We start from the raw sequence: 22,550 nt of genomic DNA, 5'->3' as shown, positions 1-22,550 counted from the left end.
TTCTCCCGTTACAGCCGCTCCCCGCAGGGAGCCTAAAAGTTAGCGCACCAGACAGGGACGTTTATTATCGAAGGTCCAGTTCGGTACCAGAAACTGCATCGCCTGCGCATCGTCGCGCGCGCCCAGTCCATGTTTTTGATAAAGCGCGTTGGCTTGCATAACCTGATCCATATCCAGCTCGACCCCCAGCCCCGGCTTCTGCGGCACCTGCACCATGCCGCCTTTGATTTGCAGCGGCTCTTTGGTCAGGCGCTGGTTGCCCTCCTGCCAGATCCAGTGGGTGTCGATGGCGGTGATGGCGCCCGGCGCGGCGGCCGCGACGTGGGTGAACATCGCCAGCGAGACATCGAAGTGGTTGTTGGAGTGCGAGCCCCAGGTCAGGCCGAAGTCGTGGCACATCTGCGCCACGCGCACCGAGCCCTGCATGGTCCAGAAGTGCGGATCGGCCAGCGGAATATCGACGGACTGCAGCGACAGCGTGTGGCCCATCTGCCGCCAGTCGGTGGCGATCATATTGGTGGCGGTCGGAAGCCCGGTGGCGCGGCGGAACTCCGCCATCACCTCGCGGCCGGAATAGCCCTGCTCGGCGCCGCACGGATCTTCCGCATAGGCCAGCACCCCTTTCAGCTGCTTGCCGAGCAGGATCGCCTCGTTGAGCGACCAGGCGCCGTTGGGATCGAGGGTAATGCGCGCCTCTGGAAAGCGCTTCGCCAGCGCCGTCACCGCTTCCGCCTCTTCGCCGCCGCGCAGCACGCCGCCCTTGAGCTTGAAGTCGTTAAAGCCATATTTGTCGTACGCCGCCTCGGCCAGCCGCACCACCGCTTCCGGCGTCAGCGCCTCTTCGTGGCGCAGGCGATACCAGTCGCAGGCCTCATCTTGCTGGCTCTGATAGGGGAGCGCCGTCTTTTTACGGTCGCCGATGTAGAACAGGTAGCCGAGCATCTCGACGCGGTCGCGCTGCTGCCCGTCGCCCAGCAGCGTAGCGACGTTGACCTGCAGATGCTGGCCCAGCAGGTCGAGCAGCGCGGCCTCAATGCCGGTGACCACGTGAATGGTGGTGCGCAGGTCAAAGGTCTGGCTGCCGCGTCCCGACGAGTCGCGATCGGCGAAGGTGCTGCGCACCAGGCTGAGTACGTTCTTGTACTCGCCAACCGTTTTGCCAATCACCAGCGCCGCCGCATCTTCCAGCGTCTGGCGGATTTTCTCGCCGCCGGGGATTTCGCCGACGCCGGTATGGCCCGCGTTATCCTTGATAATGACGATATTGCGGGTGAAAAAAGGCGCGTGCGCGCCGCTCAGGTTGAGCAACATGCTGTCATATCCGGCTACCGGAATAACCTGCATCGCTGTGACTTTCGGTGTCGAACTCATCTCCTGCTCCTTACGCTGTGGCGCGCCCGAATGCCGGGCGCTTACGGTCGAACGTCCAACCGGGAATCAGATACTGCATGGCGGTGGCGTCGTTACGCGCGCCCGCCGGCAGCGATTTAAAGAGGTCGTTGGCCTGGCGCAGCCGATCCCAGTCCAGCTCGACGCCGAGCCCCGGCGCGTCGGGCACGGCGATTTTGCCGTTGCGAATCTGCAGCGGCTGTGTGGTCAGGCGCTGGTCGCCCTCCTGCCAGATCCAGTGGGTATCGAGCGCGGTCGGATTGCCCGGCGCGGCTGCGCCGACGTGGGTAAACATCGCCAGCGAAATATCGAAGTGGTTATTGGAGTGGCAGCCCCAGGTGAGCCCCCACTCGTCGCAGAGCTGCGCCACGCGCACCGCGCCGCTCAGCGTCCAGAAGTGCGGATCGGCCAGCGGAATGTCGACCGCGTTGAGCATCACCGCGTGGTTCATCTCGCGCCAGTTGGTAGCGATCATATTGGTGGCGACCGGCAGCCCGGTGGCGCGACGGAACTCCGCCATCACCTCGCGGCCGGAATAGCCCTGCTCGGCGCCGCACGGGTCTTCCGCGTAGGTCAGCACTTCGCCCATGCCTTTACAGAGGCGGATCGCTTCGTCCAGCGTCCATGCGCCGTTGGGATCGACGGTAATGCGCGCGTCTGGGAAGCGCCGCTTCAGCGCCGCCGCGGATGCCATCTCCTACTCGCCCGGCAGCACGCCGCCCTTGAGTTTAAAATCCTTAAAGCCATATTTGTCCTGCGCCGCCTCCGCCAGACGCACCACCGCGTCGGGCGTCAGCGCCTCCTGATGGCGCAGACGATACCAGTCGTGGTCGCCGTTCTCGCCGCTCTGGTAGGGCAGATCGGTTTTGCGGCGGTCGCCGATATAGAAGAGATAGCCCAGCACCGTCACCTCGTCGCGCTGCTGGCCGGGACCGAGCAGCTCCGCCACCGGCACGCCGAGACACTGACCGAGCAGGTCGAGCAGCGCCGCTTCCAGCGCGGCGACCGCGTTGACGCGCAGCTCAAAGGTCCAGGCGCCCTTGCCGAAGGTGTCGAAGTCGGCCGACTGGTTGCCTTTGTGCACCTGCTGCACCAGCCGGTTCATGCGCGCTACCTGCTGGCCCTCCACCTGCGGGATCGCCTCGGCCAGCGTCTGGTAAATGGTGTCGCCGCCCGGCGCTTCGCCGACGCCGGTATGCCCGGCGCTGTCGGTCAGCACCACGATATTGCGGGTAAAGCAGGCGTTATGTGCGCCGCCGATATTCAGCAGCATGCTGTCGTATCCGGCGACCGGGATCACCTGCATGCGCGTGATGATCGGCGTGCTTTGCGTAGACATACTCTCTCCTTATGTCCGCGGTTTCAGTTCGATGCGTTTGATATCGCCCGCAATCACCAGGAAGCTGAAGGCGGCGACGAACGCATGGATGCCGACATAGATCAGCGCGCCTTCAAACGAACCGCTGGTGGCGATGATGTAGCCGATAGCGATAGGCGTGACGATGCCGGAGAAGTTGCCGAACATATTGAACAGGCCGCCGCTCAGGCCGCTGATCTCTTTCGGCGCGGTATCCGCCATCACCGCCCAGCCCAGTGCGCCAATGCCTTTGCCGAAGAAGGCGAGCGCCATAAAGAACACCACTACCCATTCGGTATCGCTGTAGTTGCACATCACCATGCTGATAGAGAGCAGCATGCCGAGCACGATAGGCGTTTTGCGCGCGATATTGAGCGAACCGGTTTTACGCATCAGGTAATCGGAGATGACGCCGCCCAGCACCCCGCCGAGAAAGCCGCAAACCGCCGGAATCGAGGCGATCATCCCCGCTTTCAGAATCGACATGCCGCGCGCCTGCACCAGATAAACCGGGAACCAGGTAATAAAGAAGTAGGTGAGCGCGTTGACGCAGTACTGGCCGAGATAGATGCCCAGCATCATGCGCGAGGTGAGCAGCTGCTTGATCTGAAACCACTTCTCATCCCAGCTCACTTTCTGCTGCGCCTTTTTCGCATCCATATTGATCAGCGCGCCGCCCTGCTCCATATACTCCAGCTCGGCTTTATTCACGCCAGGGTGGTCGTTGGGATCGTGGATCACTTTCAGCCAGATAAAGCTGAGAATGATGCCGAGACCGCCCATAAACCAGAACACGTGCGCCCAGCCCACTTCTGATACCAGCCAGCCCATAATCGGCGCAAAAATCACCGTGGCGAAATACTGGGCCGAGTTAAAGATGGCGACGGCGGTACCGCGCTCCTGCGCCGGGAACCAGGCCGCGACGATGCGGCTGTTGCCTGGGAAGGATGGCGCTTCTGCCAGGCCGACCATAAAGCGCAGCATAAACAGTGAGACCACAATGCCATAGCCGCTAAAGACATCGACAAAGCCCTGCAGCAGAGTAAAGAGCGACCAGAGGAAGATACTCCAGAAGTAGACGCGTTTTGATCCAAAGCGGTCCAGCAGCCAGCCGCCTGGGATCTGGCCGATAACGTAGGCCCACGAGAACGCCGAGAAGATGTAGCCCAGTCCGACCGAATCGAGACCGATATCTTTCGACATGGCGGAACCGGCGATGGAGATAGTGGCGCGGTCGCCGTAGTTGAACGAGGTGACGATAAACAACATCACCACGATCCAGTAGCGGGCGTTGGTGCGCTTCTGCACCGCTTCCGCCGTCTGGCTGTAACTATTCATGATGCACTCCTGAAATATAGCGTTCGCTACATTCGCTCTGACTGCATACACATCGCGTTGGGTATCAGAGAGAAGTCGGGTTAAACACGGCGATTTTTTTATAGGGGCAAACCGATAGTGCGTCGTGACGAATAACCTAACGTCGTATAACGAAAGCCAGTATAGGAATGACAAAAGGCGGAGGCACTGGAAGAACGCCTGACAATTACGCCGCTAATGCACGCATTGTCTGGCAGTTGCACAGCCGACTGCGGCGCGCCTCACGGAACCCGGTTTTTTCAGCCCAAAATGGCGATTAATTAAGCGAAGGTCGGCGCCTTTGTGAGACTCTTCACTTGCTTTTGGAAAAGCGAACCAAAAAGCAGCGGAAATGGGTGCAAATGCCGGACAGTTGCACAATGCGGCGGACAACCCGCGTTCATATACTAAGGCTGGCAAATCCGATGTGCGACATGAAGAACGATAACGCGCCGCCACGTACGGCGCGCCAGGCTGCTGACCCGGCCTGCAGGCAGGCTCTCGCCTGCGAAGGCACTTTATTAATGACTCGCGTATGCATGACTGGAAGGTGAGCGATGAACCGAATTCTCAATGAGCCGCCGCTTTATATCAAAGTCCATGAAGATGACAATGTCGCTATCGTGGTCAACAACCAGGGGCTGCCGGCAGGCACCACCTTTTCCGACGGGCTGACCCTGACGGAGCATGTGCCGCAAGGCCATAAAGTGGCGCTCGCCGCCATTCCGCAGGGCGCCGCCATTCTCCGCTATGGCGAAGTGATCGGCTATGCGCTGCGCGATATCGCGCAAGGCGGCTGGATCGACGAGTCGCTGGTGGCGCTGCCCGAAGCGCCGCCGCTTGCCAGCCTGCCGCTGGCGACTAACGTGCCGCCCGAGCTGCCGCCGCTGGAAGGCTACACCTTCGAAGGCTACCGCAACGCGGACGGCAGCGTCGGCACGCGCAACCTGCTCGGCATTACCACCAGCGTGCACTGCGTCGCGGGCGTGGTGGACTATGTCGTGCAGATTATCGAGCGCGACCTGCTGCCGAACTACCCGAACGTCGATGGCGTGGTGGCGCTGAACCACCTTTACGGCTGCGGCGTGGCGATTAACGCGCCGGCGGCGGTAGTGCCGATCCGCACCATTCATAACCTGGCGCTGAACGCCAACTTCGGCGGCGAAATCATGGTGGTGAGCCTCGGCTGCGAGAAGCTGCAGCCCGAACGCCTGCTGACCGGCACCAGCGACGTGCAGGCGATCTCGCTGGACGATAGCGACATCGTGCGTTTGCAGGATGAGCGCCATATCGGCTTCGGCGCGATGGTGGAGGAGATCCTCAGCGTGGCGAAAAGGCACCTCGAGCGCCTCAACCGCCGCCAGCGCGAAACCTGCCCCGCCTCCGCGCTGATTGTCGGCACGCAGTGCGGCGGCAGCGACGCCTTTTCCGGCGTGACCGCCAATCCCGCCGTGGGCTTCGCCTCCGATCTGCTGGTGCGCTGCGGCGCAACGGTGATGTTTTCCGAGGTGACCGAAGTGCGCGACGCGATCCATCTGCTGACGCCGCGCGCCATTAATGAAGAGGTGGGTAAGCGACTGCTGGAAGAGATGGCGTGGTATGACGACTATCTCGATCAGGGCCAGACCGACCGCAGCGCCAACCCTTCGCCCGGCAATAAAAAGGGCGGACTGGCTAACGTGGTGGAAAAAGCGCTGGGATCGATCGCCAAATCGGGCCGCAGCGCGATTGTCGAAGTGCTGTCGCCGGGCCAGCGGCCGACGCGGCGCGGGCTGATCTACGCCGCTACCCCCGCCAGCGATTTCGTCTGCGGCACGCAGCAGATGGCATCGGGCATTACGCTGCAGGTCTTTACCACCGGACGCGGCACGCCTTACGGCCTGGCGGCGATCCCGGTGATTAAGATGGCGACGCGCAACGCGCTGGCCGATCGCTGGCACGATTTGATGGATATTAACGCCGGCACTATCGCCACGGGAGAAGAGACCATCGAGCAGGTCGGCTGGCGGCTCTTCCACTTGATTCTGGAGATCGCCAGCGGCCGCCAGCAAACCTGGTCGGATCGCTGGGGCATTCGCAACCAGCTGGCGGTGTTCAATCCGGCGCCGGTGACCTGACAGAGACGCGCGCTGCGCTGCCGCAGCGCGCGGCTAACTCAAAGCTGTTTTCCCCAGGCTTCAACCCAGGGCGAGGTGACCGTCTCCGGCTCGGGATCCTCGGTAGCGTCCACCAGCAGCACCTCGCCGACGCGCTGCGCGCCCTGCTCCTGCAATAGCGCGTCAAAGGTTTTGCCCGCGCCGCAAAAGTGATCGTAGCTGCTGTCGCCCAGCGCGATTACGCCGTAACGCAGCGTCGGCTGATAGCCCAGCTTGTCTTTCACGTCTTGATAAAGCGCGGCGATATTGTCGGGGAAATTGCCCTGCCCGGTGGTGGAGGTGATAACCAGCGCGACGTCGCTGCTGTAACCCTGCCACTGCGCTAACGTCGGATCGTCATAAACCGCAACGTCGTGCCCCTGCGCCTGTAAAACTGGCTGCGCCTCTTCCGCCACCAGCAGCGCGTTGCCATATACTGTACCTACAAAAATGCCAATCTTCGCCATGTGCCTGCTCCTTAAGCTGAAGTGCTATCCTCGCCTGCCGCGGCGGCAAACTCAAGCCCTGCGGCGGCGAACGCCGCCTGCCAGCCGAACTCGCAGCCCAGCCGGTGCCATACCGCATCCAGTCCGGCGCGGATCACCAGCGGTTCGCCGGTCACCGGGTGCGTCAGCGCCAGGCTGCTGGCGTGCAGCATCAGGCGTTCGGCGCCGAAATGCTGCGCCGCGCCGCGATTTTGCCGCAGATCGCCGTGCGTGGTGTCGCCGATAATCGGGTGGCGCAGATGCGCCATATGGCGGCGCAGCTGATGCTTGCGGCCCGTGCGCGGCGAGAGCTGCATCAGGCTGTAGCGCGCGCTCGGATACCGGCCGATCGCCACCGGCATTTCCGCCCAGGCCAGCGCCTGATAGTCAGTCACCGCCGGCTGCGGCGCGCGCGCTTCCGTGGCAAACTTATCGGCGATCTTGTCCAGCTCCTCCACCAGCGGATAGTCGAGCGTGCCGCTCTCCTGCAGCCAGCCGCGCGTCACCGCGTGGTAGGTTTTCCGTATCTCGTGCTGCTCGAACTGCTGCGACAGCAGGCGGCCGACTTCGCTGGAGAGCCCCATCAACAATACGCCGGAGGTCGGGCGATCGAGCCGGTGCACGGTGAAGACGTGCTGGCCAATCTGGTCGCGCACGGTCTGCATCACCACAATCTTCTCTTTGCGATCCAGCCAGCTGCGATGCACCAGCCAGCCGGCGGGTTTATTGACCGCCACCAGCCATTCATCCTGATAGATTATTTCCAGCATCAGACGGAATCGTCCATGAACAGCGCATCGAGCTGGTTCAGGCTATGCAGAATCGGCGCATGACCCGGCGTGGCGGCGGTCAGCGCGACTTCGAAATAGGGAGCGATAGCGAAGTTTTGCGGCAGCGGCTGCTGCGCGGCGATAAGCGCCCGCATACGCGGAATGAGAACCCACTGCAGCCATTCGAGCGGCTCCAGGGTGTCGAGACAGAAAGGCTGGCTGCTGGCGAGCGCGCTGGCGGATGGGGGCGTTTCCTGCCAGTGATGGTGATCGCGCAGCAGCGCTTCGAGCTGCTCCAGCCGTTGTAACAGTAAAGGGGTCATAGGCCACCTCCAGCGAGCGGTAAATTTGGGCCGCAAGCATACCACCGCCGGACGCGGGCGCAAAAAAAGGGAGCACTGTTAAAACAGTGCTCCCGGTTCGTTTGCAGCTTTCCCGCTACTTTGATGCTCCCTGCCTCATCCGTGACAACTTTTCCTGTGCGTCATCCTGCGCTTATCGTCCTGATAATTCCTTTGGCTTCCAGGCCCGCCGCGCATCATGTGCGGCTCTCATTCTCCTTCCTGGAGGTGTCCCTGACTCTCTCCTGAGTGTCCTGCTTCATCCTGAAGCCTTCCGTGTGACGTAAACTCCGTTACGGTCCCGCCTCCTGGCATGACGTATCCTGACGCTATCTTCCATCCTCTGGCTTCCTGCCAACTGCTGACTATTCTGGCAGAGGCTACTGAATAAACAAGGCACTAAAATAGCGTTACTTTATTTGTTTATAGACCAGATTTAGGAGTAATGCCATTAAGTCAATGATTCACAATATCTTTACATTTCGGACTTCTGACTGCCCCTTAAGAGAAATGCCAATCTCTCACAACAGATGTAAGAGATATCTCACAACGTCACTGGCAATTATCTGCAAGGCCCGGCATAACCACCTGTAAATTCTTAAGAAATATCTGGGTGTTTTCCGCCAGAATTTCGCGTTTTTTGGTGCCAGGCTGCTCAAGAATCACCTCGCCGGTCAGGTTGCAAATCGAGACGATCTCCTGCTCCGATTCTGTGGCGGCGATAAACAGCGTCGGCGTCTGTTTCAGGCGGCGCTTCATGATCAGATGGCCGATCAGATTCTCCTGCAGCCGCAGAAAATCCTCTTCGCTCCAGACCTGCAGCAGCGACAGCTCAAGGTGCGCAAAGCGCGCCGTCATATCGCCCGCGAACTGCGCGGTGTAAAAGGCGGTGATATCGTCCTGAAGCGTGATCTCCAGCGCGCGCTCTACCGCTTCCAGCGTGGCGGGCAAGGTAAAGGGCTGCGGCTGCCACCATACCTCGTTAGCCTGGGTGGCGATAATGCAGGGCGACGGCACGCCATAAAGCGCCTCGCTGGCGGGCGCATGGCCGGTGCGCTGTTGCCAGGCGTCGCAGTAGCGGGCGGTAAATTCGCGCAGGGCATCCACAGTCTGTTGCATCACTCTTTTTCTCACGTCTGATGGGTTACACTTATCCACTTTGTTCTGTATCACGGGTAACCGCTATGTCTTTATATGAAAAGGATCAGGCGCTGAGCAACCTGACCCTGGGCAAACCCACAGCCTATCACGATCAATACGATCCCAGCCTGCTGCAGGCGGTGCCGCGCAGCCTGAACCGCGCGCCGCTGGGGCTGACGCCCGATGCCCTGCCCTTCACCGGCGCGGATATCTGGACGCTTTACGAGCTCTCCTGGCTTAACAGCAAAGGCGTACCGCAGGTGGCGCTGGGCGAAGTGGTGCTGAACGCCAGCAGCGAACATCTTATCGAGTCGAAGAGCTTTAAGCTCTACCTTAACAGCTTTAACCAGACGCGCTTCGCCGACTGGGGCGACGTGCGCCAGACGCTGGAGCGCGACCTCAGCGCCTGCGCGCAGGGCGAGGTCAGCGTCGCGCTGTTCCGCCTGAGCGAAATCGAGGGCCAGCCCGTCGGTCAGTTTAGCGGTTACTGCATCGACGAGCAGGATATCGCCATCACGGACTACAGCTTTAATGCCGACTACCTTGCCGGTGCGGCGGGCGGCGAAGTCGTGGAAGAGACGCTGGTCAGCCATCTGCTGAAATCCAACTGTTTGATCACCAATCAGCCCGACTGGGGTTCGGTGATGATCCGCTACAAAGGCCCGCGCATCGACCGCGAAGCGCTGCTGCGCTACCTCATCTCTTTCCGCCAGCACAATGAGTTTCACGAGCAGTGCGTGGAGCGCATCTTTAACGATCTGCTGCGCTTCTGCCAGCCGCAGCAGCTTACCGTCTATGCGCGCTACACGCGCCGCGGCGGCCTGGATATCAATCCGTGGCGCAGCAACGTGCCTTTTACGCCGGGATATTCCCGTCTGGCGCGTCAGTAGCTTTGCGAGGCCTCTCGCAGCCTGCGCGTCAGAGGTTGCGTTCCCCTTGAGCATCGAGGACCGACAAGGCACTCTGGTGAAGGCGGCGATCGGAGGATCGCCGACCAGGGATTTTCGCCACCGCAACGGCGGTGTCATTAGTCACCCAGGCGGGTGTAACGGAGTTCATTTGATTACGCATATCAGCCCTCTTGGCTCGATGGATCTGCTCTCTCAGCTGGAAGTGGACATGCTCAAGCGCACCGCGAGCAGCGACCTTTACCAGCTGTTTCGCAACTGCTCCCTTGCCGTCCTGAATTCAGGCAGCCAGACCGACAGCAGCCACGAACTGCTTTCCCGCTTTGAAAATTTCGACATCAACGTGCTGCGCCGCGAACGCGGCGTCAAGCTGGAACTGATCAATCCGCCGGAAGAGGCGTTTGTCGACGGACGCATTATCCGTTCGCTGCAGGCCAACCTGTTCGCCGTGCTGCGCGACATTCTGTTTGTTAACGGCCAGCTGACGATCGCCGGCATGGAAGAGGCGCCGCCGGATGATTCGGCGCATATCACTAACCAGGTTTTCTCTATTCTGCGCAACGCCCGCGCGCTGCACATTGGGGAATACCCGAATACCGTCGTCTGCTGGGGCGGCCACTCCATCAACGCGGTGGAGTACCAGTACTGCCGCAACGTCGGCACCCAGCTGGGCCTGCGCGAGCTGAATATCTGCACCGGCTGCGGGCCGGGCGTGATGGAGGCGCCGATGAAAGGCGCGGCGGTAGGCCATGCGCAGCAGCGCTACCGCGACAGCCGCTTTATCGGCCTGACCGAGCCGTCGATTATCGCCGCCGAGCCGCCGAATCCGCTGGTGAACGAACTCATCATCATGCCGGATATCGAAAAGCGCCTGGAAGCCTTTGTGCGCATCGCGCACGGCATCATTATCTTCCCGGGCGGCGTAGGCACGGCGGAAGAGCTGCTCTACCTGCTGGGCATTATGATGAACCCGCAAAACCACGAGCAGGTGCTGCCGCTGATCCTTACCGGCCCGCAGGAGAGCGCCGACTACTTCCACGTGCTGGACGATTTTATCGTCAACACGCTGGGCGAAGCGGCCCGCCGTCACTATAAAATCATTATCGACGACGCCGCCGAAGTGGCGCGCCTGATGAAGAAAGCGATGCCGCAGGTGAAGGAATATCGCCGCGAAACCGGCGACGCCTACAGCTTCAACTGGTCGATTCGCATCTCGCCCGATCTGCAGAAGCCGTTTTTGCCGACGCATGAAAATATGGCCAACCTTAATCTCTACACCAGCCAGCCGGCGGAGCAGCTGGCGGCGGATCTGCGTCGCGCCTTCTCCGGCATCGTCGCCGGGAACGTGAAAGAGATCGGCATACGGGAAATCCGCGAAAAAGGGCCCTATAAGCTGCACGGCGAGCCGGATATTATGCGCCGCATGGATGAATTGCTGCAGGGCTTCGTCGCTCAGCACCGCATGAAGCTGCCGGGCACCGCCTATATCCCCTGCTACGAAATCATTAAATAAACCGCAAGGAAGGCAGTCCTGCCGGGCTGCCGTTTAGCTTATGTCATTTCACCTTCTTATCGTGGACGCGCTCAACCTGATACGTCGTCTGCACGCAGTACAGGGATCGCCCTGCGTCGAGGGATGCGTGGCGGCGCTGCGCCAGCTGCTGGGGCATACGCAGCCGACCCACGTCGTGGCGGTATTCGACAGCGAACAGCGTCACCAGTGCTGGCGGCATCAGCTGCTGCCGGACTATAAAAGCGGCCGGCCGCCGATGCCGGAGGATCTGCATGCCGAACTGCCCGCGCTGCAGGAAGCGTTCCGCCGCGTCGGCGTCAGCTGCTGGATCGCCGAGGCGGATGAGGCGGACGATCTGGCCGCTACGCTGGCGGTAAAAATGGCGCAGGCGGGCCATCAGGCGACCATCGTCTCTACCGACAAAGGCTACTGCCAGCTGCTGGCGCCGCAGATCCGCATCCGCGACTACTTTCAAAAGCGCTGGCTGGATCTGCCCTTTATCGAAAATGAGTTCGGCGTCACGCCGCAGCGACTGCCCGATTACTGGGGGCTGTGCGGCATCAGCAGCAGCAAGATCCCCGGCGTGGCGGGCATCGGCCCGAAAAGCGCAAAAACGCTGCTGCAGACGTTTGGTTCGCTGGAGGCGATCTATGCGCAGCTTGACGAGGTGCCGGAGAAGTGGCGCGCGAAGCTGGAGGCCGGGCGTGAGTCCGCCTTAATCAGCCGACAGGTTGCGATGCTGAAGCAGGATCTGGTGCTGCAGGGAAATCTGAAAACGCTGCGCTATGAAGGCCAGGCGCCGCAGCGCCCGGCCTGACGCTTAACGTTCGTCGCGGCGGCCAGGTATGGCGCCCCAGATGCGGCGGATATGCACCGTGACCTCTTCGCGGTCGTGGTAGAGCTGACGGGCGCGGATCTGCGCGTTGATGCCCTGCGCTTTCAGCGCCTCGTCAATCATCGCCAGGTTCTGCGTCACCTCTTCGTAGCGCTTTTTCATCGGCAGCTTAAGGTTAAAGATCGCCTCGCGGCACCAGCCGTTGACCAGCCATTCGGTCATCAGGCTGGCGACGCGCACCGGCTTCTCTACCATATCGCACACCAGCCAGTCGTTGTTGTTGCGCGTCGGGCGAAACTTGAAGCCGTCCTCGCGGCAGTGGGTAACCTGCCCGGTATCCATCAGGCTTGGCGCCATCGGACCGTTATCCACCGCGTCAACCCACATGCTGCGCTTCACCAGCTGATAGGTCCAGCCGCCGGGACAGGCGCCGAGATCGACCGCGTGCATGCCGCCCGCCAGGCGCTCGTCCCATTCATCGGCGGGAATAAAGACGTGAAACGCCTCTTCCAGCTTCAGGGTCGAGCGGCTCGGCGCATCGGCCGGGAATTTCAGGCGCGGAATGCCCATATAGAACGGCGAATTGTTGCCGACGACAGAGTAGCCGACGTAGCAGGCGCCAGGCGCGATAAAGAAGACGTGCACCACGGGTCGCTTCGGGCTTTCATAGTTCAGCAGGATCCCCGCTTCGCGCAGGCTGGCGCGCAGCGGCACGGTAAACTTGCGGCAAAACTTCGTCAGCTCTTTCGCTTCGTTAGTATCCGGCACCTCGACGCGCAGTTCGCCGCCCTTCTCTACCACGCCGGTCAGCATGCCGACAATCGGGGCGATGCGATCGTCTGGCGGCAGATCCTTCAGCAACTCGCCGACCACCAGCATCTGACGGGCGAAGATCAGCGTATCGAAAGGCAGATCGCGCGCCAGGCGATCGGCGTCTTCGTGTTGATAGCACTCGAACAGCACATAGCCGCTGTTCTCCTTTACCCGCGGGAAACCGTAGATTTCACGTTCGGCGGCGCAGGCGGCGATTTCCGCAGCGCACTCTTTTTCAAATCCGGGACGGCAATAGAGTAAAACTTTATTCATGGCGATCTGCCTTTCGTTTAAGACGCAGCGCGCCAATCAACATCAGAAACCAGCCGACCAGGAAACAGAGGCCGCCGACCGGCGTAACAAAAACCCAAAACTTCAGATGCGACAGCGCCAGAGAGTAGAGGCTGCCGCTAAACAGCACGACGCCGAGGGCAAGAAAGGCGCTGCTCCAGTAAAACCAGAGATTAGCGCGGCGCAGCATCGCGGCACCCAGACCGATGACCGCCAGCGTATGGTACGCCTGATACTCCAGCCCGGTATGGATCCAGGCCATTTCGGTCGGCCCCAGAGAACGGCTTAAAACGTGGGCGCCAAAAGCGCCAAACGCCACCAGCAAAAAACCGCTGATGGCGGCAAAAATAAACATGGCACGACTGGACATCTGACTATCCTCAAGGTGCATCTGTACATCAGGCTACAGAAATCAATAAGTTAATGTTCGTAGCGAAAGCGGAATTTTTCTTGTTCGCTGGCGGCTTTCGCGATGATCCACTGTCGAAAGGCGGCTATTTTACCCAGTTCTGCCTGGCTGTCATGACAAACCAGATAAAAAGCGTTTTTACTCACCAGCACGTCGTTGAACGGACAGATCAAGCGGCCGGCTTCGATTTCGCTCTGCGCCATCACGTTGTTCGCCAGCGCCACGCCCTGGCCGTGGATCGCGGCCTGCAGCACCATGGCGCTGTGGCTGAAAATTGGCCCCTGCTGGACGTTAATATGCTGCAAGCCTAGCTGCCGAATATAGGATTGCCAGTCTCGCCGCGAAGCGTCATGCAGCAGCGTGAAGCGCGACAGATCCATGGGCGTTTTTAACGGATTATCGCCGGTCATCAGCGCAGGCGAACAGACCGGCAGCAGGTATTCGGCGTAAAGTTTTTCCACTCGCAGTCCCGGCCAGTTTCCGCGGCCGTAGAAAATCGCCACATCGACGTCGTCGGCCAGCTTCTCTTCATCGCGGTCGACCGCCTGAATACGCACGTCGATGCCCGGATAAGCCATATTAAAGCTGGAGAGGCGCGGCACCAGCCACTGAATGGCAAAGCTGGGCAGCAGGCTGACGGTTAAGGCGCCCTTTGCGCTACGCGCCTGAAGTTTGCGCGTCGCGTCGTTGAGCGCGCTGAAAATCTCTTTGATATCGAGATAGTAGCTTTGCCCCTCTTCCGTCAGCAGCAGCGAACGGTTTCTCCGGCGAAACAGCTTAAGCCCCAGAAAATCTTCCAGCGATTTAATCTGATGGCTGACGGCTGCCTGCGTGACGAACAGCTCTTCGGCGGCTTTAGTAAAGCTGAGATGACGCGCCGCAGCGTCAAACACGCGGAGTGCATTAAGAGGAGGAAGGCGTTTCGACATGGTTTTCCGTGCTCGGATCAGGGGCAATATGCGTGCGCTTATAAAAAGCGGTCACATATTAGTTTTAGTAATCCGAGGCATTATAAATTGTCCGTTGAGGAAGCTCCAGCAAATACCTATAGTTGCCGCACTTCCTGAGCCGGAACGAAAAGATTTCAGGATTTGTGAGTGAGTTCGCAGATTTCCGGGAAGCTTTTGGCTTGTGGTCGTGATGTTGTGTTTGCATTTTGATCTGACGCTTGAAGATCAAGCTTTTAATTCCTGTAGATTTACCCTGTCTGTCCATAGTGATTTTGAATAGCACCGCAAATTGCGGTGCTTTTTTTTTGCCTGCAGCAGACGCCGAAGCGCTTACTGCATCTCAACCATCTCTTTGACGTCGGAGCGGTTAATCTGCTGCTTGTTGCCGTTAGCGTCTTTATAGCTGATCATACCGGTATCGCTGTCTACGGAAGGCTTGCCTTCTGAAACAATGGTGCGACCATCATTGGTATGCATAACATAATTGCTTGAACACGCGGCCAGAGTAAAAGCCATAGCGCAGACAGCCAGCACTGCTGAAAGTTTTTTCATTTTCTATCTCCTTGTAGATGATTGCATCAAACCGCCCGCGTTGGCTAACCCTAGTCAAATCGACTAAAGAAGGTTGCTCCTTGTGCGGGTTTTGGTTTAAACCTTGCATTAATCAGCATAACGCGCTTTTACAGCTTTGCCAGGAGAGAGCCAGGCTTTTGATCTGGCCCTGTTTATTTGTATGACGAGACAAAGCATGACCGCATTCAATCCCACCGCCTTCCGCCAGCAGTTTCCCGCGCTGAGCGACGCCGGTGTTTATCTCGACAGCGCCGCCACGACGCTCAAGCCTCAGGCGGTGATTGATACCACGCAACAGTTTTACAGCCTGAGCGGCGGCACCGTGCATCGCAGCCAGTACGGGGCGGCGCGTCAGCTTACCGAGCGCTACGAGCAGGCGCGGCATCAGGTAGCGCGCCTGCTTAATGCGGCGCATGGCCATCAGATCGTCTGGACGCGCGGCACCACGGAGGCGATCAATCTGGTCGCTAACGGCTGGCTATTGCCGCGGCTGAAGGCCGGCGACGAGATCCTGGTGAGCGAGGCGGAGCATCACGCTAATCTGGTGCCCTGGCTGATGGCGGCGCAGGCGCGCGGCGCGAAGGTGGTAAAATGGCCTATCGGTGCCGATCGCCTGCCGGATATGGCGCTGCTGCCGTCGCTGCTTAACGCGCGCACCCGCCTGCTGGCGATCGGCCAGATGTCCAACGTCACCGGCGGCTGTCCGGATCTGGCGCAGGCTATCGCACTGGCGCACGGCGTCGGCGCGAAAGTCATGGTCGACGGCGCGCAGGGCGTGGCGCACTGCCCAACCGACGTGCAGGCGCTGGATATCGATTTCTACGCCTTCTCCGCCCATAAAGTTTACGGCCCGACCGGCATCGGCGCGCTCTATGGCAAAGCCGAGCTGCTGGAGGAGATGTCGCCGTGGCAAGGCGGCGGTAAAATGCTGACCCATGTCGATTTTAACGGCTTCACGCCGCAGCCCGCGCCCTGGCGCTTCGAGGCCGGCACGCCGAACGTGGCGGGCGTAGTGGGACTTAGCGCCGCGCTAAGCTGGTTTGAGCAGCACGACAGGCTGAAGGCGGAGATGTGGAGCCAGCAGCTTGCCAGCCTGGCTGAAGAGCAGCTGGGCGAGTTTCCCGGTTTCCGCAGCTACCGCGCGGGCCGGACGAGCGTGCTGGCGTTTGATTTCAAAGGCGTGCACCACAGCGACATCGTTACGCTGCTGGCGGAACAGGGCATCGCGCTGCGCGCCGGCCAGCACTGCGCGCAGCCGCTGATGGCGGCGCTGGGCGTGAGCGGCACGCTGCGCGTCTCTTTCGCACCCTATAATAATTTACAGGATGTCGACGCGCTGACGCGCGCCGTCTATACCGCGCTCGACCTGCTGTCTGAGGAGGAAGCATGAGTCAGGCTCTGACTGGCCCGCACCCGTTTGGCGATCTGATTACCCTGGACGGCCTGAAAGAGAAGTTCGCCCATTTTCAGCAGTGGGAGGATCGCTATCGCCAGCTAATCCAGCTCAGCCGTCAGCTGCCTGCGCTGCCGGAGACGCTGAAAACTGCCGACATCGAGCTGACCGGCTGCGAAAACCGCGTCTGGCTCGGCAGCCAGCTGCGTCACGACGGCACGCTGCATTTCTACGGTGACAGCGAAGGCCGCATCGTGCGTGGTCTGCTGGCGGTGCTGCTGACCGCCGTGGAGGGAAAAACACCGCAGGCGCTGCTGGCGGAAGATCCGCTGCAGCTGTTTGACGAACTGGGGCTGCGCGCTCAGCTCAGCGCCTCGCGCAGCAGCGGACTGAAAGCGCTGGCGGAGGCGGTACATCAGGAGGCCGCGCGCGCGGCGCGCGCCTGAGGTTCTACGCCGTCTGACGCGCCGCGCGCGCCAGAAACTTCTTCAGCGCATGGGAAACGGCGACAAAGCCAAAGGTAGCGGTCACCATGGTGGCCGCGCCGAACCCCGCTTCGCAATCCATTCTTTTCGGCCCTTCAGCGGTGCTGCGCGCGGCGCAGACGCTGCCGTCCGGCTGCGGATACATCAGCGCTTCGGTCGAGAAAACGCAGTCGACGCCCAGCTTGCCTTTGCTGTTTTTCACCACGCCGAGCGCCTTTAGCCGCTCGCGCAGCTTCGCCGCCAGCGGATCCTGAATAGTCTTCGCCAGATCGGCTACCTGGATCTGAGTCGGATCGATCTGGCCACCCGCGCCGCCGGTGGTGATCAGCGGGATCTTGTTGCGGCGGCACCAGGCGATCAGCGCCGCCTTTGGACGTACGCTGTCGATGGCGTCAATCACGTAGTCGTAGCCCGCCGCCATCAGCTCGGCGGTGTTGTCCGGCGTGATGAAGTCGTCGATGCAGATCACCTCGCAGTCGGGATTGATGGCGCGCAGCCGCTCCGCCATCACCTCGGTTTTCGCCTTGCCGACGTTGCCGTTCAGCGCGTGAATCTGCCGATTGGTATTGGTGATGCAGACATCATCCATATCAATCAGGGTAATTTTGCCAATGCCGGTGCGCACCAGCGCTTCCGCCGCCCAGGAGCCGACGCCGCCGATGCCGATCACGCAGAAGTGCGCCGCGGCGAAACGCGACAGCGCATCCTGCCCATAAAGACGGGCCGTGCCGCCAAAACGCTGACGCCAGGCGTCGTTAACCACACTCATAATTAACCTTGTCGCCTCATGCGGGCTCCGCGGCCCGCCGAGAAATCAGTTTGAACCCAGTAACAGAGAGCCATTATCGCCGTTTTGCGGATTGCTGAACAGCGGCTGCCCGGCGCCCGGCGCCGCCTTCAGCACCCAGACGCGGCCGTAATGGTTATAGAAGCCCGCCAGATGCGCCGCGTCGGGGCCGATGCCCTGATAGATGTCAAAGTGCTGGCCCTTGATGGCGCCGCCGACGTCCAGCGCCACCATCAGGCGCATCTCATACTTGCCGTTGAACTTGCCTTTTTCGTTCAGCTGCGGCACTTCCGCCAGCAGCGCGGTTCCCGCCGGGATCAGCGAGCGGTCCGACGCCACAGAGGCCTTCGCCACCAGCGGCACCGCGCTGGCGCCGCGCACCGGCGTATAAGGTTCCGGCTTAAAGAAGACGAACGACGGGTTAGTTTCCAGCAGCGCGCGCACCTCCTGCTCGGAGTGCGACGCCGCCCAGTCGCGAATCGCCTGCATCGACATATCCTCGCGCTTAACCTCGCCGCGATCGATCAGCTCTTTACCGATGCTGTGATAGGCCCAGCCATTTTTGCCGCCATAGCCGAAGAAGGTCATCGGACGGCCGTCGCCGTAGTCGACGTAGCCGCTGCCCTGCACATCCATAATAAAGTTATCGATCAGCGAATTGCTCCAGCCGATAACGTAGCGTTCGTCCAGCGCGCCGCTATAGATAGAGGCGCGGCTCGGCAGCTTCGCGCCGCGCTTGCGCGGCGGCATGCGGTAAATGGGGTACTGGAATTCGCCCTGACGCGTGTAGCGAGCCTGCACCACCGGCGTGTAGTAGCCGGTAAACTGCACGTTGCCGTAGTTGTCGGTGCCTTCCATCTGGAAGGCGTTCAGGCCGAACTGGCGCAGCTGGCGCGTATCGGCGCCCGCCATCAGCCAGCTTTCAATCGCGCTGTAGGTGCCGGTGTGGCGTCCATACAGGGCGGAAGAGGCGGACTGGATCTGCCGCACCTGCTCGCCGAAATCTCTGCCGTTCACCGGCCGACCTTTGGCATTAGGCTGGTTAACCAGCGCCAGCGGCTGTTCCAGCTTGCCGTCTTTATATTGCTGCCCGCGATCGGTCGGCTTCGAGCTACAGCCCGCCAGCAGCGCAAACATTGCACCAGTAAGTGCGTACTTCGCCCAGTGTCCTTTATTCATCGCCGTCTCTTTTATTCATCAGTGTTCGCCCCGCGACGATAGCAAAGCGTCTGACAGATTGAAATCCGCCTGCCCCTTCAGCGCGCGCAGCTGTGCGATAATTAGCCAGATGGAGAAAATAATCAGCAAACAGTCCTTAATTTGACGCTTCGCGCTAAAAAGGGGTTGCATCATCAGCTCCAGGCGGTATAGTGCGCATCCACGGACGCGGGATGGAGCAGCCTGGTAGCTCGTCGGGCTCATAACCCGAAGGTCGTCGGTTCAAATCCGGCTCCCGCAACCAACTCTTCTTTTGAAGAGACAATGTGAAAAAGACGCAATGCGCACTACGGACGCGGGATGGAGCAGCCTGGTAGCTCGTCGGGCTCATAACCCGAAGGTCGTCGGTTCAAATCCGGCTCCCGCAACCAACATTTAAGCACCTGAAAGGGTGCTTTTTTGTTTTTGTGCTCTCTGAAACCGGGATGGCCTGCGCCATCCCCTCTTCTCGTTTTAGCGTCGCGCCCCGCCCTTGTCGAAGTAAGCCTTTATGCCATGGAAAATGGCCTCCGCCACCTGCTGCTGATAGCGGCTGGTGCGCAGCTTGCGCTCCTCTTCCACGTTGCTGATAAAGGCGGTTTCCACCAGAATCGAGGGAATATCCGGCGCTTTCAGCACCGCGAAGCCCGCCTGATCGACGGTGCGTTTGTGCAGATGGTTGATGCGGCCCATCCGATGCAGCACCTCTTTGCCGAACGCCAGGCTATCGTGAATGGTCTGGCGCTGCACCATATCCAGCATGGTGTGGTCGAGATAGCGATCGCCGCTCATGCTGACGCCGCCGATAAGATCCGATTCGTTCTGCGTTTGCGCCAGGAAACGCGCCGCCGCTGAAGTGGCGCCTTTGGTTGAGAGCGCGAACACCGAGGAGCCGCGCGCGCTGCGGCTGGTAAAGGCGTCGGCGTGGATAGAGACGAAGAGATCGGCGCGCTGCTTGCGCGCTTTCGCCACCCGAACCCGCAGCGGAATAAACACATCCTCGTTGCGCGTCATATAGGCCTTCATGTTCGGCTCTTTGTCGATCAGCGCCTTGAGCCGGCGCCCCATCTTCAGCACGATATCTTTTTCGCGCGTTTTGTATTTGCCGTGCGCGCCGGGATCTTCGCCGCCGTGCCCTGGATCGATCATCACGATCATCGGCCGATCGCGCCCCGCCTTGCCGGGCAGCGGCGCGCTCGCCGGCTCGTTGCGCTCCAGATCGCCCTGGTTGTAATCCTTGAGCAGGGCCAGCAGCGGATCGTCTTCAGCGCTCTCCTGGCTCGGATAGAGATCCACCACCAGCCGGTGTTTGATGCCGGCCACCGGCGCCAGGGTAAAGGTTTTCGGCGCGACGTTGCGTTTCAGCTCCAGCACGATGCGCACGGTATTGGCGTCGAACTGCCCGACCCGCGCGTTTTTAATAAAGGGATCGTTGACGCGCACCAGCTTGTCGACGCCCTTCAGCACCGGATTGAGATGCATATTCTCGATATCGATAACCAGCCGATCCGGATGCGAAAGCGCAAACTGCTTATAGTGAAGCGGCACGCTGGACTCCAGCGTCATGCGCGAATAGGTCGAAGATGGCCAGATGCGTACCGCGACGATATGATTTTTTGCCGCCAGGCCTGTGCGGCTGACGCTCAGCAGCAATAATGCGCCGGTTCCCTGCAGGAGCCTTCTGCGGGAAATTAAGGGATTTGATTCTGACATGCCGCTCCAGCTGCTCTGTTCTGTCTAAAAAAGCGCCACTTTAATAAACGGCGCTGAAAACTTTAGCCCATCCCTTTGGCGAAGTCATCCAGGAAAAGCTAAATAATGCAGGCTCTTAGCAGCGAGCGCACCCGAAAAAACGTAAATTTACGTCAGGTTTAACGCTTGCAAATAGCGCCCTAAAAGAATAAAAATACAAAAATTACGAATAATCATTCATTGAGGTTTGCCGTGAAGGAACGTAGTACTGAGCTGGTTCAGGGTTTTCGCCACACCGTTCCCTATATCAATGCCCACCGGGACAAGACCTTTGTCATCATGCTGGGCGGCGAAGCGATCGAGCATGAGAATTTCTCCAGCATCGTTAACGATATCGGCCTGCTGCACAGTCTCGGCATTCGCCTGGTGGTGGTCTACGGCGCGCGTCCGCAGATCGACGCCAGCCTGGCGGCGAACCAGCTGGAGCCGGTTTACCACAAATATACCCGCGTGACCGACGCGCAGTCGCTGGAGCTGGTGAAGCAGGCGGCGGGACGGCTGCAGCTCGACATCACGGCGCGACTCTCAATGAGCCTCAATAACACGCCGCTGCAGGGCGCGCATATCAACGTGGTCAGCGGCAACTTTATTATCGCGCAGCCGCTGGGCGTGGACGACGGCGTCGATTATTGCCACAGCGGACGCATTCGCCGCATCGACGAAGAGGCGATTCACCGGCAGCTGGATAACGATGCGATTGTGCTGCTCGGTCCGGTGGCGGTTTCCGTGACCGGCGAGAGTTTCAATCTGACGTCGGAAGAGGTCGCCACCCAGCTGGCGATTAAGCTGAAGGCGGAGAAGATGATCGGCTTCTGCTCCGAGCAGGGCGTGACCCGCCGCGACGGCACCATTATTTCTGAGCTCTTCCCGAACGATGCGCAGGCGCGCATCGACGAGATGGAGAGCGACGGCGACTACCTTTCCGGCACGGTGCGCTTCCTGCGCGGCGCGGTGAAAGCCTGCCGCAGCGGCGTGCGCCGCAGCCATCTGATTAGCTACCAGGAAGATGGCGCGCTGTTGCAGGAGCTCTTCTCGCGCGACGGTATCGGCACGCAGATCGTAATGGAGTCGAGCGAGCAGATCCGCCGCGCGACTATTAACGATATCGGCGGCATTCTGGAGCTTATTCGCCCGCTGGAGCAGCAGGGCATCCTGGTGCGTCGCTCGCGCGAGCAGCTGGAGATGGAGATCGACAAGTTCACCATTATTATTCGCGACAACCTCACTATCGCCTGCGCGGCGCTCTACCCGTTTATGGATGAGAAAATCGGCGAGATGGCCTGCGTAGCGGTGCATCCCGACTATCGCAGCTCGTCGCGCGGCGAGATGCTGCTGCAGCGCGTCGCGCTTCAGGCGCGGCAGATGGGGCTGGAGAAGCTGTTCGTGCTGACGACGCGCAGCATTCACTGGTTTCAGGAGCGCGGCTTTACGCCGGTGGATATCGAGTCGCTGCCGGAGAGTAAAAAGCAGATGTATAACTACCAGCGGCGCTCAAAGGTGCTGATGGCGGACCTGACCTGATTGAAAGCCGTTCCAGGCTAAATAACCGAGTAGGCGCAGGCAACAGGGGCTGCTCCACAAAGTCGCTCAAGGCATCCATGCTCGCTCGGCCCGCGACATCCCTGTCGCGGGACGCTTTGTTCCGCAGCCCCAGTAGCCTGCGCAGTGACG

The 22,550-nt window shown here is 60.4% G+C and carries 20 protein-coding genes, 2 tRNA genes and 1 pseudogene; 9 read left to right on the top strand and 14 right to left on the bottom strand.

Features of this window, described 5'->3' with window-relative positions; genetic code table 11:
• Positions 1-39: 39 nt before the first annotated feature.
• From gudD to HA46_RS14400, 3 genes and pseudogenes are all read right to left on the bottom strand, one after another.
• Positions 40-1,371: a glucarate dehydratase gene (gudD, locus tag HA46_RS14410; protein ID WP_084885041.1), complete on the bottom strand. Its 1,332-nt coding sequence runs from the start codon at positions 1,369-1,371 to the stop codon at positions 40-42.
• Between the two features lie 10 nt (positions 1,372-1,381).
• Positions 1,382-2,728, bottom strand: a pseudogene (locus HA46_RS14405) (enolase C-terminal domain-like protein).
• Positions 2,729-2,737: 9 nt separating this feature from the next.
• Positions 2,738-4,084: an MFS transporter gene (locus HA46_RS14400; protein WP_084885039.1), complete on the bottom strand. Its 1,347-nt coding sequence runs from the start codon at positions 4,082-4,084 to the stop codon at positions 2,738-2,740.
• A 575-nt stretch (positions 4,085-4,659) separates the two neighbouring features.
• On the opposite strand from HA46_RS14400, the gene garD reads away from it, so the two are divergent.
• Positions 4,660-6,219, top strand: coding sequence for a galactarate dehydratase (garD, locus tag HA46_RS14395; RefSeq protein WP_084885037.1), 1,560 nt, complete (start codon positions 4,660-4,662; stop codon positions 6,217-6,219).
• Positions 6,220-6,257: 38 nt separating this feature from the next.
• On the opposite strand, the gene HA46_RS14390 is transcribed toward garD, so the two are convergent.
• From HA46_RS14390 to syd, 4 genes are all read right to left on the bottom strand, one after another.
• Positions 6,258-6,704, bottom strand: coding sequence for a flavodoxin (locus HA46_RS14390; RefSeq protein WP_084885034.1), 447 nt, complete (start codon positions 6,702-6,704; stop codon positions 6,258-6,260).
• An 11-nt stretch (positions 6,705-6,715) separates the two neighbouring features.
• Positions 6,716-7,492 (bottom strand): tRNA pseudouridine(65) synthase TruC, encoded by a 777-nt coding sequence (truC, locus tag HA46_RS14385; protein ID WP_033788708.1) that lies wholly within the window; start codon positions 7,490-7,492, stop codon positions 6,716-6,718.
• Complete coding sequence (locus tag HA46_RS14380; RefSeq protein WP_033788707.1) at positions 7,492-7,815, bottom strand: YqcC family protein; 324 nt, start codon at positions 7,813-7,815, stop codon at positions 7,492-7,494. Before HA46_RS14380 ends, truC begins: the two co-directional genes overlap by 1 nt.
• A 570-nt stretch (positions 7,816-8,385) precedes the next feature.
• A complete protein-coding gene (gene syd, locus HA46_RS14375) occupies positions 8,386-8,955 on the bottom strand; it encodes a SecY-interacting protein (protein WP_244277526.1) in 570 nt (189 codons plus the stop codon).
• A 62-nt stretch (positions 8,956-9,017) separates the two neighbouring features.
• Between syd and queF the strand changes: the two genes are divergently transcribed.
• From queF to xni, 3 genes are all read left to right on the top strand, one after another.
• Positions 9,018-9,863, top strand: a complete 846-nt coding sequence (queF, locus tag HA46_RS14370) for an NADPH-dependent 7-cyano-7-deazaguanine reductase QueF (RefSeq protein ID WP_033788705.1) — start codon at positions 9,018-9,020, stop codon at positions 9,861-9,863.
• 169 nt (positions 9,864-10,032) lie between these two features.
• Positions 10,033-11,394, top strand: coding sequence for a nucleotide 5'-monophosphate nucleosidase PpnN (gene ppnN / locus HA46_RS14365; RefSeq protein ID WP_033788704.1), 1,362 nt, complete (start codon positions 10,033-10,035; stop codon positions 11,392-11,394).
• A gap of 40 nt (positions 11,395-11,434) precedes the next feature.
• Positions 11,435-12,211, top strand: a complete 777-nt coding sequence (gene xni, locus HA46_RS14360; RefSeq protein ID WP_084885029.1) for a flap endonuclease Xni — start codon at positions 11,435-11,437, stop codon at positions 12,209-12,211.
• 3 nt (positions 12,212-12,214) lie between these two features.
• Here xni and rlmM read toward each other — a convergent pair whose 3' ends face one another.
• The 4 genes from rlmM to HA46_RS14340 form a co-directional block, all read right to left on the bottom strand.
• A complete protein-coding gene (gene rlmM, locus HA46_RS14355; protein WP_084885027.1) occupies positions 12,215-13,315 on the bottom strand; it encodes a 23S rRNA (cytidine(2498)-2'-O)-methyltransferase RlmM in 1,101 nt (366 codons plus the stop codon).
• Positions 13,308-13,703 (bottom strand): DUF423 domain-containing protein, encoded by a 396-nt coding sequence (locus HA46_RS14350; protein WP_033752824.1) that lies wholly within the window; start codon positions 13,701-13,703, stop codon positions 13,308-13,310. Before HA46_RS14350 ends, rlmM begins: the two co-directional genes overlap by 8 nt.
• A 50-nt stretch (positions 13,704-13,753) precedes the next feature.
• Positions 13,754-14,671: a transcriptional regulator GcvA gene (locus HA46_RS14345; RefSeq protein ID WP_033788701.1), complete on the bottom strand. Its 918-nt coding sequence runs from the start codon at positions 14,669-14,671 to the stop codon at positions 13,754-13,756.
• Between the two features lie 351 nt (positions 14,672-15,022).
• Complete coding sequence (locus HA46_RS14340) at positions 15,023-15,244, bottom strand: YgdI/YgdR family lipoprotein (RefSeq protein WP_033752826.1); 222 nt, start codon at positions 15,242-15,244, stop codon at positions 15,023-15,025.
• Between the two features lie 196 nt (positions 15,245-15,440).
• Between HA46_RS14340 and csdA the strand changes: the two genes are divergently transcribed.
• Both csdA and csdE read left to right on the top strand, forming a co-directional pair.
• The gene (csdA, locus tag HA46_RS14335) at positions 15,441-16,655 is read left to right on the top strand and encodes a cysteine desulfurase CsdA (protein WP_084885024.1); all 1,215 of its coding nucleotides are present in this window, start codon (positions 15,441-15,443) and stop codon (positions 16,653-16,655) included.
• The gene (csdE, locus tag HA46_RS14330) at positions 16,652-17,104 is read left to right on the top strand and encodes a cysteine desulfurase sulfur acceptor subunit CsdE (protein ID WP_033788699.1); all 453 of its coding nucleotides are present in this window, start codon (positions 16,652-16,654) and stop codon (positions 17,102-17,104) included. The genes csdA and csdE overlap by 4 nt, the downstream gene beginning before the upstream one ends.
• A gap of 4 nt (positions 17,105-17,108) precedes the next feature.
• Here csdE and tcdA read toward each other — a convergent pair whose 3' ends face one another.
• Positions 17,109-17,912: a tRNA cyclic N6-threonylcarbamoyladenosine(37) synthase TcdA gene (gene tcdA / locus HA46_RS14325; protein WP_033788698.1), complete on the bottom strand. Its 804-nt coding sequence runs from the start codon at positions 17,910-17,912 to the stop codon at positions 17,109-17,111.
• 45 nt (positions 17,913-17,957) lie between these two features.
• Positions 17,958-19,109: a murein transglycosylase A gene (mltA, locus tag HA46_RS14320; RefSeq protein ID WP_033752830.1), complete on the bottom strand. Its 1,152-nt coding sequence runs from the start codon at positions 19,107-19,109 to the stop codon at positions 17,958-17,960.
• A gap of 206 nt (positions 19,110-19,315) precedes the next feature.
• Between mltA and HA46_RS14310 the strand changes: the two genes are divergently transcribed.
• A tRNA-Met gene (locus HA46_RS14310) sits at positions 19,316-19,392 on the top strand.
• 50 nt (positions 19,393-19,442) lie between these two features.
• Positions 19,443-19,519: transfer RNA gene (locus HA46_RS14305), tRNA-Met, on the top strand.
• Positions 19,520-19,601: 82 nt separating this feature from the next.
• Here the strand turns inward: HA46_RS14305 and amiC are convergent.
• Complete coding sequence (amiC, locus tag HA46_RS14300) at positions 19,602-20,840, bottom strand: N-acetylmuramoyl-L-alanine amidase AmiC (RefSeq protein ID WP_033788697.1); 1,239 nt, start codon at positions 20,838-20,840, stop codon at positions 19,602-19,604.
• 231 nt (positions 20,841-21,071) lie between these two features.
• Here amiC and argA point away from each other — a divergent pair, with 231 nt between their 5' ends.
• Positions 21,072-22,400, top strand: a complete 1,329-nt coding sequence (argA, locus tag HA46_RS14295; protein WP_033752832.1) for an amino-acid N-acetyltransferase — start codon at positions 21,072-21,074, stop codon at positions 22,398-22,400.
• Positions 22,401-22,550 lie beyond the last annotated feature (150 nt).

It is taken from the genome of Pantoea septica (assembly GCF_002095575.1).
Classification (GTDB): domain Bacteria; phylum Pseudomonadota; class Gammaproteobacteria; order Enterobacterales; family Enterobacteriaceae; genus Pantoea; species Pantoea septica.
This window is presented reverse-complemented; position numbering and strand designations above follow the sequence as displayed.